The sequence below is a fragment of the Streptomyces sp. NPDC001904 genome (assembly GCF_040297005.1).
Lineage (GTDB): Bacteria > Actinomycetota > Actinomycetes > Streptomycetales > Streptomycetaceae > Streptomyces.
The window spans coordinates 89,846-103,635 of sequence record NZ_JBEOYI010000018.1; the positions used below are offsets into that span (position 1 = coordinate 89,846).

The window sequence follows — 13,790 nt, forward strand, 5'->3', positions numbered from 1 at the left end:
CGGTCTCGACGTCACCTGTCCAGCGTCGCTCAGCGGGCGCCACCCGGCACGTCGGCGGCCTGCCGCAGCAGCTGTCCGATCTCGGGCTGGATGACGTCGTGGTGGCCGCTCAGGGGGCGGCCGGCCGAGCGGATCACCTCGGAGGCGTCGACGTTCAGGTAAGGCAGACGCCGCAGGTCCTCCTTCCCCGTCTCCCCCAGCCGCACCGGGGCGGGCCCGTCGACGCCCTGAACGCCGTCGAAGCCGAGGGCACCCCATTTGCGGGAGAGCGACATCACGTCGACGGAGTCGCCGATCATCTGGGCGGACAGCGGGTACAGCACGCCGAGATGGAAGTCGAGGGGCGAGAACGTGCAGAACAGCGGCCCCTCGACCAGGCGTTGCAGGTTCCACAGCGCGCCGTGGCCCGCGACCTGCTGCGGCAGGCTGTCGGCGAACGCGAAGTGCGACATCTCGCCCTGGAGGAGCGTGAGGGAGGACAGCAGGACCGGCTCCGCTCCGCCGTTCTCCAGGCCGCGCAGCGCGAACCCGGCCAGTCGCGCGCCGAGGCCGTGCCCGACGAGGTGCAGCCGCACCTCGGAGTCCTCGGCGAGACCGGGCAGGACGGGGCCGAGGCCGAGTTCGCCGATGTATCCGGCGCGGCGGCGCAGCATGTGCCGGACGACCTGCCGGAAGAGTTCGTGGGCGCCCTCCCACAGTTCGGCGTTGTCGGCCGCGGCGGCCCGCTCCCCCCGCGGGCCGCCGGAGGTGACCGTGCCGGCGTGGCCCACCCGCTCGCTCAGCGGCTGCGCCGGGCGCAGGCCGGCGACCCGTATCTCGGCGGCGGTGCTCTCCTTGGCCCCCTCGGGCCCCTTGCCGCCGTCCGCCCGCGCGGAGCCCGTGTCGCCGGCCCGGCGCAGGTCGTCGAGGGCGCCCGCGAACTCGACGCACATGGTCCGGGTGTCCTCGAAGAGCATGAGGGGGTCGGACTGCGGCAGGATCTCGCCCTCGGTGTCGGCGGCGAACGGGGCCACCGGGTCCTGCAGCGGGACCTCCGCGAGCCGGCGCAGCTGTGAACCGAAGTCGTCGAAGGCGGTCTCGTGGTCGGGCCGCTCCCGCAGCAGGGCGACGATGCCGGTCAACTCCTCCTCGTGGCCCGGCAGGTGGCGCACCAGATCGCGGAACGTCTCCTCGTCGATCGCCGCGCCGTCCGGCGGCTGTCCGACGCCGGGCAGGTCCTCGTCGCGGAAGCAGAGCGACGGCCAGTGCACGGCCAGCATGCCGGCCCGGCCGGGCGCGTCCTGCCAGGCCTCGGCGAGCAGGCCGCGGTACGCGCCGTCGACAGCGGCGCCGACCGCGTCGTCGTTGTGGGCGCCGTGGACCACGACGTACAGGTCGCGGACGCCGCTGTCCCGCACGGCCGCCCGCACCCGGTCCACGGAGCCGGGCTCGAGCGCGGCCCCGCCGTCGAATCGCAGGACGCCAAGATCGTGGAACGCGGCCGGTTGCGGCATGACTGACTCCTGTGGTGCGCCGCACGTCGCGGCGGGATCCGGGAAGCGGGCCGGGCTGCCCGCCTCGCAAGGCACTCCGTCTTCCCGCCGCGCCGCCGGGCACGCACCGGGCGAGCCCGATGTACGGCGTTTCTACGTCACGCATCGCGCGCGGCACAGACACGGGCAGGACGGCCCTCCCCGGCGGACACAGCCGTCCCGTGCCCGCCGCCCGCTTCATGGTCAGCCCAGCTCCATGGATCACTTGAAGGGAGTTGTCGGGCGGCTTCCCTTCTGGTCAGCGATCGTGCAGCACAGAGGTCGTATCGACGTCCACGGGTTTGCCGTGCGCGTCGGTGGGACGCAGCTCCGGGAGCGGGAGACCGCTTTCGTCAACGAGAACCGAGTGAGTCTCACCTGGCGCGAAGGCGTGCCGTTCGCCCCACTGACGCGCAGCCACGATGACGGCGAAGAGGTCTCGGCCCTTCTCTGTGAGGACGTAGTTCTGTCGCCGCCCTGTCGGGGCGGTCTGCCGATCGAGGATTCCTCGGTCGACCAGGCGTCTCAGGCGGTCGGTGAGGATGTTGCGCGCGATTCCGGTGCGGTGCTGGAAGTCGGTGAACGCTCGCGCACCGTCCATCGCGTCGCGAATGATCAGCAGGCTCCACCGATCTCCGACCAGGTCGAGGGTGCGCGCGACGGGGCAGGCGGGGTCGGTCCAGGACATCCCCTCGGCACGGGGCACTGCGCGAGTCATCACTCCTCCAGAAGAGTTGCGGATCAAAACCATTCTGCCGTACCGTCAATTTGGTTGCAATTCGCTACTCATTGGGGGCGTGTCGGTGAGTCTTACGTCTGGTCGAAGGACGCTGTTCGCCGCGATCTGCGCGGTCGCGGTCGCGACGATCTACGTGGCGCAGCCCGTACTGGCCCAGATCGGAGGCGACCTGGGCCTGCCGGAAGCCGACTGGGGGTGGATCGTCACCACGGGGCAGCTCGGCTACCTGATCGGCCTGGCCTTTCTTGTACCTCTGGGGGACATGTTCGACCGGCGCAGGCTCATCGCCGGGCATCTTCTCCTCACCGCGGCAGGCATGACTCTGGCCGCGGTCGCTGCCGAACTGTGGCTCCTGCTTGCCGGGCTGGCCGTCGCAGGCTTGTTCGCGGTCGTTGTTCAGACCACTGTGGCGTTCGCCGCCGACCTGTCCACGGCAGCGGAACGCGGCCGCACACTCGGCGCCGTGACCTCCGGTGTCATCATCGGCATTCTCGGAGCGCGCGTCCTCGCCGGCAGTCTCGCTGCGCTCTGGGGATGGCGAAGCATCTACGTGGTGTTCGCCGTGCTCCTCATCGCGCTGAGCGGCTTCGCGCTGAGGCTCCTGCCCCGCGATCCGCGTGACGTCCGGGCCACGTACGGCGCGGTGCTGATCTCGCTGGGTCGTCTGTTTCGTGAGCGCCTGTTCGTCTCGCGTGGACTGATTGCGTTCTTCCTGTTTGCTTCGTTCGGCGTGTTGTGGAGCGGTCTGGCTCTGCCGCTCGCAGCCGAGCCATGGCATCTGAGCACGGCCCAGATCGGGCTCTTCGGAATCGCCGGGCTCGCCGGGGCGCTGGGCGCCTCCCGGGCCGGGCAGGGGGCTGACGCCGGCCGCGCCAACGTCATCACAGGAGGTGCACTTGCGCTCCTGGCCGCTTCGTGGCTGGCGAGTGGACAAGCGTCCTGGTCGCTCTGGGCGGTCGTCGTCGGCGTGATCGTTCTCGACTTCGCTGTGCAAGCAGTGCACGTCAGCAATCAACACCTGCTCACGGCCGCATACTCACACCGGACGAGCAGCGTCATCGGCGGCTACATGCTCTTCTACTCCCTCGGCTCCGCCGTCGGAGCGACCGGCACCACCGCTGTGTACGCCGCCGCGGGCTGGGCCGGATCCAGCCTTCTCGGCGCCGCCTTCGCCCTCTGCGCACTCATTGTCTGGGCCGTCAACCGACACGCGGCCGCCGACGCGCCACGAGACGCACTCGTGTAACCACCTGGTCCCGACCCGCGAAGCCCCGACCCGCATGGAGAACGAATCAGTACTCGGTTCATCCCGCTCCGGGCACTTGATGGGTTTCATCTCCTCACCAGTTTGGTGTGGATTCGTGGGTGAAAAGTCCGGTCGTGAGGGCGATCATCGCGACGTAGATCATGGCAATGAGCGGGTGGGGCAGGGCCTCGTCATCCGAGCGGACCCTGGCCCTGGTCGACGGTGTGCCGCTGAACGCCCATCCGGCTACATGGATGACCGGTGTGCGCACCCGGACGCAGGCCGACATCCCGCGCAGCCTGCAACCAGCGCCACACCGTGCGCGCATTTACGGCAACAGGCGTGACTGTCGCCGACCTGATCACGCTGATCGTCGGCATCGTCCTGGCCACGGAGCACTGCCCGACCCAGCCGCCCAGGCGGACCGGCTGTTCCCGGCTGACCGTGGCAGGGCTGAGTCCCCAGAGAGCTGAACCAGGCACACAACCGGCAGAACCGAGAGCCGGCCTGCACCGTCACTGCGCCCCTCACCACTGAAGCGACGCGCTTGTAGCGGCCCTCGGCCATGATCCGCCGGGCAGGACCTAGCCGGGACGCGTGTCGAATGTCAGCTCCTCTCCGGTCACGCTGCTTTCGTATCCTCACCGGCCAGGAACGGGTGCAGCAGCGCGAGCAGGGCATGCGGCCGGTGCAGCGGGATGATGTGGCCGCAGTCTTCGAGGACGTGTCCGGTGAGATCGTCGGTGACTGGACGGAGTTGGCGTTCCAGCGCGGGACCGACGGGCCGGGCGCCCAGCGCCATCGTCGGCACCGTCAGGCGGGAGGAGGCGACCGCCTGCTCGATCTGTGCTGCACTCTCGGGCAGGGCCCGGTAGTACGAGAACGCGCTGCGCAGCGCCTGACGGCCGGTGTATGCGCGGACGAACGCGTCCCGGAGGGCGGGGCGCACACCGTCGCCGAGTGTGCCGGCGTTCAGGAACCAGTCGACGTAGGCGGCCTCGTGGCCTTCCAACACGGTCTCGGCAAGGCTGGACGCGGCGGAGTGGAAGCCGAACCACCACGGTGGCCCGTCGGCGAGGAAGTCCTCGGCGCCGGGCAGCCTGCCCAGAAGGGACTCCATGACGACCAGGCGCCGGACGAGATCAGGGCGTCGCAGGGCGAGGAGGAAGGCCGGCGCAGTGCCCGCATCGATGCCCACCACCGCGGCCGAGGACATGCCGAGCGTGGTGAGAAGCGCCGCGGCGTCCTCTGCCAGGGTGCCCGCGTCGTAACCGGAGGAAGCCCGGCTGCTCGCTCCGAACCCGCGCAGATCCGGAGCGATGACGCGGTAGCGGCCGGACAGATCGGCCATGACGTCCGTCCACAACTCCCAGGTGTGCGGGAAGCCGTGCAGCAGCAGAACAGCCGGGCCCGATCCGGAGACGGCGACGTTCAGATCGACACCGTTGGCGTGGACGTGTCGCAGCTCGGGCATGGAGGAACTCCAGGTACTTGGTGAGTGATGGTGACCAGGTCACGCTAGGGAACTAACCTGGTCTGTATAAGACGGCACTTTTCCTTCAGGTGGTGAGCCCCAGGTGACCACGTCGAGGCCCGGCGGACGCGGCCAGCGCCCCGGCGAGCACGGGGACTTGCTCGATCCGCGCTGCCCGACCCGGCAGTTGCTCGACCGGATCGGCACCAAGTGGACGTCGATGGCGGTCAAGGTGCTGGCCGAGGAGGCTCCGGGTGAGGTCCGTTTTGCGGAACTGCGGCGCCGCGTCACGGGCATCTCGCAGAAGATGCTGTCCGTCACCCTGCATAGCCTGGTCCGCGACGGTCTGGTCGCGCGCCGCGTCGAACCCACCGTGCCGCCCGCCGTCCACTACCGGCTCACCGAGCTCGGCCTGTCCCTCGAAGGACCGCTCTCCGCCCTACGGGTCTGGGCAGAAACGAACATGCCGGAGATCGACCTCAACAACCAGCGCGCCGACGAGACATCCCCCAACTAGCTTGTGGATGAGGTGTGTTGGTCACTGTGGCAGCGCCGCCTCCTGCTCCGACGGCAAGTGCGCCCAGAAGCTCGGGATCAACGTCCATGGTCGCGCTCCTGGTGACGTGGGATCAGGTGAAGACGTCGTACAGCGGTGAACAACTTCGCCGACAGTGCCTCGGGAGCGGCCTCGCGGGCCTGCGCGTGCTGCCAGCCGGGGACGCCGTTGGGCGCGCGCCGAGCAGGAGTGGGCCGCGTACAACCGACTCACAGGGGTGACCAGGGACGGACCTTGCTCAGTCAGCCAGATCGGCCGCATCGGCTACGGCATCGGCATCGGCAAAGTCGCTGTCCCCCGGTCAGCCGGCATCGTCCGGGCGGGCCGTGTGGCGCGGATGACCGTGTGTGCGGCGGCGTTCCTTCATCTCTGCCTCGTACAAATGGTCCAGGCCGTCGACGAGTTCCTCGCGGGCACCGCGCTCCAGGGCACGGAACGTCTGGTAGTACGCGGCGTCGTACTCCTCGATGATCTGGAAGGTCCAGCGTCCCTCAAGGACGTTGCGGCCGATGAGTTCTCTCTCGACGCGGTCCGCCCACTCGCCGTGGCCGGCGGTGCGCAGCAGGTCGACGGCGCGGCCGAGTTCGAGATCAGCAGTGCCGGTCAGCCGGTGGAACGCGTAGAGGTGGCCGCGGGCCTGTTCCACCGTCTCCAGTGCCTTCGACAGCGATCCCAGTGCTTCGACGGTCTCGTCGGTAACGCCCGGCGGGCGCCGGTGGCCGGTACCCGGCCGCTCTTCGTTGGCGTTCATGTCCCTCTGGTCCCCGCGTGGCGGCCCGCCATCCCGGAACCACGCCGATCCCGCACCCATCGGGTGAACCCGCCGATGCAGCCAGCTCGTACCTGACCGACGATTAGGTCGACGGTCGCCCCCACGGGTGGCAGCTCCTGCACGGGGCGCTTGACCCCCTCGCCGAGCAACCCGTCTGAGCTTGCCGTGTAACCACAGGCGTTCGGCGGGGTTGCGGCAACGGTGACCTGGGCGGTCCAGGACCCGGCCTGTTTGGCCGAATCCCAGGTCACGTCGGCGCGTGCTTCGTGGAAGTCGCGTGCGAGTCCCATCACCATGGCCGCCACACCTGACCCTTGGCCTGCTCGAGTAGGCCAAGGGTCAGGTGTGGCGGTCGGCGCGGACCGAGTGAGAGGGTCCGCGCGCCGACGCCGAGGGGACGCTGATGGCCTGGGCGCGGGAAGCGGGCGCCGAGACGCGGCAAGAGGGACACCCCCCAATCCATGCCGTACGGAGCACAGGCCTTCTGCCCGGAGCTGGTTCTTCCTTACGATGACGCGACGAAAGCTGGGGGGGCGGGTGGGGCGTGTGAGGCCACGAGTTTCCGTTGTCGTGACTGTGCTGGTGTTTCTGCTGTCCGGCGTGATGGTCGCGTGGGCGCTCGACGGCGCTCTGGGGCTGTCGTTCACGGCAAAGGTCGTCCCCGTCGAACGGGCCCGGCAGGAGTCGGTGCGCTCCCCGCGCGAGGCGCCCGTGCTGCGGACGATCACCGGTGTCACCGGAACTCGACTGCGGCTCGCCGGTGAGGCGGTCGGTGACGCGCTCGTCGCCCGTGGTCGTGCCGCGCCCGCGATCCGCACGCGCCACGACGACAGGGTGGCTGACGACGCGCTGGCCGTGCGGGTGGGCGGTCTCTCCAGGGGCGGTTCCGACGAGCGATACAGGCTGCGACGTGTCGGGAGTGGTTACGTCCTGGACGCGGCGTCGGCGGCCGGCGCCGCGGCGGGCCTGTACCGGTTCGCGGATCGCGTCCGCGGCGGCGAGGACGTCCAGGCCGACCGAGGGCGCGTCGTGGCGCCGAGGTTGGGGCTCAGGCTGATCGACACCGGTGCCGTCGGTCTGGATGCCGATCCTGCCCGGTTCGCCGGGGGCAGGGACTACTCCCTCAACTCCGATGTCGTGGGGACGGCGCTGCTGCCGCGGGCTCCTTGGGTGGACAGCGCGAAGGCTGAGCAGATCGGGCGGCAGTTCCGCACACTCGTCCGGCATGCGGTGCGAGACGGCTACAACGGCGTGGTGGTGCCCGGCTTTCTCGAGTACGTGACCTTCTCGGGCGTCGGTGACGGACGGTCCGTGTATCCGGCGGGCGACGTGCATGTGGCCCGGGCCCGCGCGATGGTCAAGGCCTTCGCGCCGGTGTGGCGGTACGCCCACGAAGCGGGCATGCGGGTCTACTTCCAGACGGACATGCTGGCGCTGTCACCGCCTCTTCGCGGCTATCTGGAGGGCGAGTTCGGCAGTCTGGACACCGAGAACGCCAAGCTGTGGTCGGTGTACGCGGCCGGGCTCGAAGAGCTGTTCCACGTGATGCCGTTCGCGTCCGGGGTGATGATCCGTACCGGCGAGGGCGGATCCGCGTACCGGCTGCCGGGCTGGGACTACACCTCGGCGATCGAGGTGACGACGGCCCGATCGGTGCGCGTCATGCTGCGATCCCTCCTGGGCGCCACCGCACATGCGGGCGGCGATCGCGAGGTGATCTTCCGCACGTGGAGTGTGGGTGTCGGCGCCGTCGGCGATCTGCACACCAACCCAGCCTCCTACAAAGCGGTGCTGGACGGCATCGACGATCCGCGACTGATCGTGTCGACGAAGTACTCCCAGGGCGACTTCTATTCGCATCTGCCCCTGAACCCAACGCTGCTCGGTGGCTCACAGCGGCGCATCGTGGAGTTCCAGGCGCGGCGAGAGTTCGAGGGGCAGGGAGCTCTGCCGGACGACGTGGCGGAGCTGGAACAGACGGCTCTGCGACGCTTCCTGTCCGCCAACCCCCGCGTCGAGGGCGTGTGGACCTGGGCGCAGTCGGGCGGACCGCTGTACGCCGGTCCGCGCTCGCTGTATCTGCGCACCGGATTCTGGCAGTTGTGGGACGTGAACGTGTACCTGACCGCCCGCCTGGCGCAGGATCCCGACACCGATCTGGCCGAGGCTCGCGCGGCTTGGATCCGCCGCACGTTCTCGGAGGATCCGTCGACCGTGGCCGCGATCGGCCAGATCCTGGGGCTGTCGCGCGCGACGATCACGAAGGGGCTGTACATCGGTCCGTACGCGGACACCTCGGCCAAGGCACTCGGTCTTGAGCCCCCGCCGATGATGTGGATCTTCGAGTGGGACATCGCGACCGGTGACAGCGCCACCCTTTCCAGCATCTATGCCGCCACCCGCGCCCGGGTGCCCGAGGCGCTGGCCGACGCTCGGAAGGCAGTGGAACTGTCCCGTCGTCAGCAGCAGTTGCTGTCACGAACGGACGCCGGCACCTGGCGCGACCCACAGATGCGCGAACGGTTCGCCGACGCACTCGCGTACCAGACGAACCTGCTCACAGTGCTGGGCGAGTACCGCAGCGCCGTGCTGTGGCACCAGAGATGGCTCGACACCGGATCGGCCGAGGCGAGCAGGCAATGGCACGCGGCCGAGGATCGCTTCCGTACCGCGGCAGAGACCCATGCGCACCGATACGGCAATGATCTGGCGCTGCCGGCCTACAATTTCACCGCAGCCGATGGGGGTCTGCGGCGGGCGGATCGCGATCCGGCCATGGCCTGGTGGGCGCGTGCTCTGCTGTTCGCCCTGCTCTTGATCGCCATGGCCGCCATGACCTTGAGAAGGCTGCCTGGAGCCGCCGGCATCCGCGCGCTGCTGACGGGCGCGCTACGCCCGTGGCAGGTGCGGATGCTTCCCGAGCCGTCGGGACAGGTCGACCGGGTCGTGGTGTGGGTGCTCCCCGGACTGTTCCTCGTATTGAGCCGGGCGGTGCAGACGTGGTTCATGGCACCGGTGCACGTGGCGGTGACGTTGGGCGCCTGGATGGTTTTCGCGGGCGTCCTGCGGTGTGCTGCGGGGCGTCACGGCTACCGGCTCGCGGCGGCGGTGGGCGGCTCCGCCCTTCTGCGGACGCTGCTTCTGCTGGGCGTACTCGCTGTGCGCGGGCCGGGCTTCTACTGGTTCGGTTTCTGGACCTCGGCATCGGGCCGCTTCCTGTACGTCATGGTGGCGTGGGCCCTGTTCCTCTGGGTGTGCGCAGCCGCCTGGTGGGCCCTTCGTCTCGGCTACGGGCTGAGCGTCCGACGGAGCTGGGGCTGGCTCCTCGGTGCCGTCGGCAGCACTGCCCTGGTGGGTGCCGCGGTGGTCTGGGCAGTGGGTACGGAAACGTCGCTGAGCACGTGGAACGACCAGATGGCGCTGCTGCCGTGGGGTCTGCACCGCATCCTGGGCCTGACTGAGTACCTGGGTATCCCGGGGACCGTGCCGCCCGCGCTCGCCGTCACGGCCGCGGCCGTGACGGTCGCGTCGGCTCTGCTGGTGACAGGCCGTCGGAGAGGCGGGACTGCGGTGAAGACGGACAGCGGACGCAGGTGACCGGGCGGGTCGGGACGTGGCGTGCTACGCCAGCATGGGCGTGTCTGATGGTCGCCTGTCCGCGCGAAGTGGGCCCTGGCCCGGCGGTATCGGTGGAGTCACTCGGCAGGGGTGGCGGCACTGAGTCAGGCGATGAGTGCGACGGCCAATGTGTCCTGATACGCCTCGTCCACGGGCGGGGCACCGAGGACGAGCAGCCCTAGCAGCAGGGGCGAGAAGAGCAGGTTCGTGCCCAGCCGGCGGTCGATAGCGGAGGGGACGGCGATGCGCAGCCGTGGTCAGGTGGAGGAAGGCGCGAACATCGCCGAGCAGGGTGCCGGTGTCGGACGTTTCGGGTCCTGGGCGGAGCACCAGCCGGGCGCTGTCCGTCCGGCAGGACTGGTCCTGTCCGGTATCGCGTCGTGCCGCAGCGCTCTACCCGCTCGCGGCGCAGCGGCTGTGTACTGGAGGCCTGTTACACCGAGGGGGAAGCATGCCGAACACGCCGGATCCGGAAACACCAGAGGCAGTGCATGAAGAGGAGTCATGGCTCAGCAGTGAGGAGGTCGCGAAGCTCTGGCCCGTGCGTAAGGACTGGCTGCCAGGTGTGGCCCGTCGTGCGGATGTCCGCATCCGCAGCTTCGGTGGGGCAAGCCGAGGCACGTGGGGGGCGGAGCCGACCTTCTATCACTTCCACCCAGGGGACGTACGCAGGGCCGCGCCGGCCATCTCCGAGGGACACGTCGACATCCCGTCAAACTGGCGCACCGATACCCCCGACGGTCGGCGAGCAGAATTCTGGGGCACGTTGAGTGCCCGCGTCGTCGGCACGCTCTTCCTCGCGGTTCTCGTGTGCGGGCTCCTCCTCATCCTGGGAACTGTGATCTTCCTACTGACAGTGGAATGACCACCAGCGCCGTAACCGACGGGCAGCACTTCTCGTGAACGGAGCCTGGTTGTCAGCGGGGCTGAGAGTTGAGAGTTCCGAGGGGCCGGTTCGTGGACAGCCAGGTCGTGACGGCCGCTTGCAAGGGTGCGTCCAGCTCGGCTCTGTCGGCGCGGACCCAGGAGCGGACGTCGGTGTCGTGGTCACCGCTGCGGGAGGGATGGATGTAGACCGCAGCCGATCACCTCGCCATGGGCGGTCTCGATGACGGTGCAGGTGAATCCGAGGCGCTGAGCGAAGTCGTCCGCGTGACGCTGCAGGTCGTCGAGGTTCGCCTCCAGGGCTCGATGATGTCCCGGTAGACATCCGGCAGCACCGCAGCCGACAGCCCCTGGCGCCAGTGCGGCACTGTGATCGCCCCGACCACCCGCACCCCGGGGTGCAGCGGGTTCTCCGGCTCCGCGCCGCCGGCCACCGGTGCGGTCGCTCCGGACCCGTCCAGATCCATGATCACCTCGGCCACCGTCTCCCGGGCGATCCGCAGCCGCGACCATGCCTCCCGCTCGTCCTCCAGACGGGCCGTCAGCCGGGCGAGCTCCTCTTCGAGCGCCTCCACCCGGGCCCGGGCCGCCGCCTCCCGCGCCTCCAACTCCCCGATCAACGACCCCATCAGCGTCGCCTCCTCCACCCACACGGTAGAGACCCGACCACGCGGCCGCCCCTCATGCGCAGTCGTACGTCAGCCCACCCGCTCATAGGTAAGGACCGTCTTCGGATGGTTGCCGATCTTGCGTAGGCGCAGCGGGCCGTCCGAGGATTGCACGTCGAATTCGTACCTGAGCACATCCGGCGGGCAGTTGACGGTCTTGGTGCCCTGATCGAGCTTGAAGTTGGTCATTGACAGGTTGTACTGGTTGGTGCCGGTGACAATGGCGCTGCCCTTGCATCGCGGGCCGGTGAGGGACTCGATGACCACGCGTGCCCATCTGCCCGGCTCGACCTGGTGGAAGGTCAGCTGCTGGCTGCCATCCGTGGCTCGCCACCGGCCCACGTACCAGGAGTGGATGGGCTTGTACTCCGTGACCGCCTCGGCGAATCCCGAGCCTTTGCGCCAGGTCAGCGTGGTGGTGTACACCCAGCTGGAATCGACGAAGTCCACTCGGGTGCCACCGTCACGGATGTGGGCCTTCGGCCAGGTGGTGTGGCTCTTGGCCGGGTCGGTGGTCCAGGAGGAGAGGTCCCCGGTGGCGACGGCCGCGATCACCTCCTGCGGTTCTTCGCCGTCCCTGCAGGAGTCGCCGAAGCCGGCCGCCAGCCACACGGTGTCCCGGTACGCCTTTGCCCTGATGCCGTGGCACGGTTTGGTACCGGTCTCATACACCGTCTTCCGGGCGGACCAGGCGTCGTCAGAGGCGTCGCGATGCTGTGCCTCCAGGCCGCGGCGAGTGAAGCGGAGGGACACCTGCCGGCCGTCGGACAGTTCGAGGACGGTGTGGTCGTCGTCGTCCTCGACGACCCGTGAATCAGGCTTGTCCTCGGGTTCGCGGTGGGACTTCGTGTGCTTCGCGCTGCTGCCGGACGGTCCCTTGTCCGATTGCTCGGCGCAGCCGCCGACGGCTGCGCCGAGCATCAGCACCGCTACCGCCCACGCCGCTGCGCTCTTCGTTCTCATGCCGTGTCAGCTCCCCTGTACGCCGCGCCGCGATGCCCGGGCCGGTGGGTGGCACGAACTCGGCGATGCTAGTCGGTGGGCGGCCCGCCCCGCTCGGCCCCCGACACGGTGCGGCCCCGGCGGTTCCGTCACTCGTCGAGGACGGCGGCGACCGCACCCGGCCCGGGCCGTCGCCTCCCGCGCCTCCAACTCCCCGATCAGCGACCCCATCAGCGTCGCCTCCTCCACCCACACGGTAGAGACCCGACCACGCCGCCATCACCCACAACCACGATCTCCCAGCTCAAACCATCGGGGCCGTCCCCGGAAGAGAGCTACACCCTTCTCGGTGTGGATGCAGGCGCGTTCCCTGCGTTCGGCGGCCAGGGCGTCTCGCTGGCGGGCCTCAGGGCTGTCCCGCAAAGGTCCCCGCGGTGTGGCGCGCCACGAACATTCCGGATCCCGAGCTGCTCGCCGTGCCAGCGTGGAATCATCCTGTGCGTAGGGAGACAGCCAGCAGGGCGGCCCGCCTGCATCGCGTTCCTTGCCGCCCTCTCGGTCGTGCTGGTATGCGGGTGCCAGGCGAGCGCATCACGTCCGGCAGCGGCCGCATCTGGCGGCGCCGCCGTCCAGACCGCGACCCAACGGTTCCAGGAAGCGCTCGACCACTACCCCGTGGATGGGTGCCCCTCGTCCAAGCCGGACACCTGCTGGGGGCAGATGCAGGCGCTCGTCGGGCCGGCCCGCCAATTGCGCTGGGCGATGCAGCCAGACACAAGCGCGCCAGCTGGCCGGTGGGACGACGCGTACGCCCTCGTCGCTGATGGAAGAGATCACGGCGATCTTGAGTACGGCGACGATCCACGGTCGCCGAGACGGTGACAGAGCCTGCTGATGACGTCACGACGGAGGACGAGGCGACCGAGGGGGAGACAGCCGAGGAGCCCCCGGGTACCGAGCGCGCAGTCCACGGACCTTCGGCCTCTCTGGTCCGCCTGGGGACACCGCATGGACCGCTGATCCACACCCTGCACGCCCGGGATCAATGCATGGGTGAGACGGTTGACGAGGCCGACGAGGCAGAGATGCGCGAGGTCATCGAACGGCTCGGCCCTCCGCGACGGGCTTGAACTCGGGGGCTGTTGCGGGAAGACGCCTGTTGCTCTGTGGTGGCGCCATTGCCCTTCTACCGTTGGGTGTGGAGGTGGGGCGCCATGGTGTCGTTGCCGGAAGAGCTTCGCGCGCGAGCGGCTGCGGCTCGGCGTTGCGTGGAGGAACTTAAGGCTGAGGCCGCGGAGTTGGCCCTCCGGCCGGAAAAGGCGCGGGAAGATCTGTCGCGGCTGAAAATCACGCGGGAGACCGTCACGCAGATCCTGGCG

10 protein-coding genes are annotated in these 13,790 nt (G+C 69.4%); 4 read left to right on the forward strand and 6 right to left on the reverse strand.

The genetic code is table 11. The features are described from left to right. Window positions 1-29 precede the first annotated feature (29 nt). Window positions 30-1,493, reverse strand: a complete 1,464-nt coding sequence (locus ABT127_RS26015; protein ID WP_351454594.1) for a hypothetical protein — start codon at window positions 1,491-1,493, stop codon at window positions 30-32. 277 nt (window positions 1,494-1,770) lie between these two features. Further along, window positions 1,771-2,229: a winged helix-turn-helix transcriptional regulator gene (locus ABT127_RS26020; RefSeq protein ID WP_502971781.1), complete on the reverse strand. Its 459-nt coding sequence runs from the start codon at window positions 2,227-2,229 to the stop codon at window positions 1,771-1,773. 79 nt (window positions 2,230-2,308) lie between these two features. Between ABT127_RS26020 and ABT127_RS26025 the strand changes: the two genes are divergently transcribed. Continuing rightward, window positions 2,309-3,496 carry an MFS transporter gene (locus tag ABT127_RS26025; protein WP_351454597.1) on the forward strand — a complete coding sequence of 396 codons (1,188 nt, stop codon included), beginning with the start codon at window positions 2,309-2,311 and terminating at the stop codon, window positions 3,494-3,496. Window positions 3,497-4,118: 622 nt separating this feature from the next. Here the strand turns inward: ABT127_RS26025 and ABT127_RS26030 are convergent. After that, on the reverse strand, window positions 4,119-4,970 hold the full coding sequence (locus ABT127_RS26030; RefSeq protein ID WP_351454600.1) for an alpha/beta fold hydrolase: 852 nt from the start codon (window positions 4,968-4,970) through the stop codon (window positions 4,119-4,121). Window positions 4,971-5,073: 103 nt separating this feature from the next. On the opposite strand from ABT127_RS26030, the gene ABT127_RS26035 reads away from it, so the two are divergent. Further along, complete coding sequence (locus tag ABT127_RS26035) at window positions 5,074-5,487, forward strand: winged helix-turn-helix transcriptional regulator (protein ID WP_351454602.1); 414 nt, start codon at window positions 5,074-5,076, stop codon at window positions 5,485-5,487. Window positions 5,488-5,827: 340 nt separating this feature from the next. Here ABT127_RS26035 and ABT127_RS26040 read toward each other — a convergent pair whose 3' ends face one another. Continuing rightward, entirely contained in the window at window positions 5,828-6,277 is a 450-nt protein-coding gene (locus ABT127_RS26040; RefSeq protein ID WP_351454605.1) for a hypothetical protein, read from the reverse strand. Between the two features lie 591 nt (window positions 6,278-6,868). Between ABT127_RS26040 and ABT127_RS26045 the strand changes: the two genes are divergently transcribed. After that, complete coding sequence (locus ABT127_RS26045) at window positions 6,869-9,895, forward strand: hypothetical protein (protein WP_351454607.1); 3,027 nt, start codon at window positions 6,869-6,871, stop codon at window positions 9,893-9,895. Between the two features lie 472 nt (window positions 9,896-10,367). Then, window positions 10,368-10,781: a hypothetical protein gene (locus ABT127_RS26050; protein WP_351454610.1), complete on the forward strand. Its 414-nt coding sequence runs from the start codon at window positions 10,368-10,370 to the stop codon at window positions 10,779-10,781. A gap of 220 nt (window positions 10,782-11,001) precedes the next feature. On the opposite strand, the gene ABT127_RS26055 is transcribed toward ABT127_RS26050, so the two are convergent. Both ABT127_RS26055 and ABT127_RS26060 read right to left on the reverse strand, forming a co-directional pair. Then, window positions 11,002-11,448, reverse strand: a complete 447-nt coding sequence (locus ABT127_RS26055) for a hypothetical protein (RefSeq protein ID WP_351454613.1) — start codon at window positions 11,446-11,448, stop codon at window positions 11,002-11,004. A 51-nt stretch (window positions 11,449-11,499) separates the two neighbouring features. Continuing rightward, the gene (locus ABT127_RS26060) at window positions 11,500-12,396 is read right to left on the reverse strand and encodes a hypothetical protein (RefSeq protein WP_351454615.1); all 897 of its coding nucleotides are present in this window, start codon (window positions 12,394-12,396) and stop codon (window positions 11,500-11,502) included. Between the last annotated feature and the right edge of the window lie 1,394 nt (window positions 12,397-13,790).

Excerpts from the sequence above, each read along its gene's own strand:
- ABT127_RS26015 (WP_351454594.1), bottom strand. The coding sequence starts at position 1,493 with ATGCCGCAACCGGCCGCGTTCCACGATCTTGGCGTCCTGCGATTCGAC.
- ABT127_RS26020 (WP_502971781.1), bottom strand. The coding sequence starts at position 2,229 with ATGACTCGCGCAGTGCCCCGTGCCGAGGGGATGTCCTGGACCGACCCC.
- ABT127_RS26030 (WP_351454600.1), bottom strand. The coding sequence starts at position 4,970 with ATGCCCGAGCTGCGACACGTCCACGCCAACGGTGTCGATCTGAACGTC.
- ABT127_RS26040 (WP_351454605.1), bottom strand. The coding sequence starts at position 6,277 with ATGAACGCCAACGAAGAGCGGCCGGGTACCGGCCACCGGCGCCCGCCG.
- ABT127_RS26050 (WP_351454610.1), top strand. The coding sequence starts at position 10,368 with ATGCCGAACACGCCGGATCCGGAAACACCAGAGGCAGTGCATGAAGAG.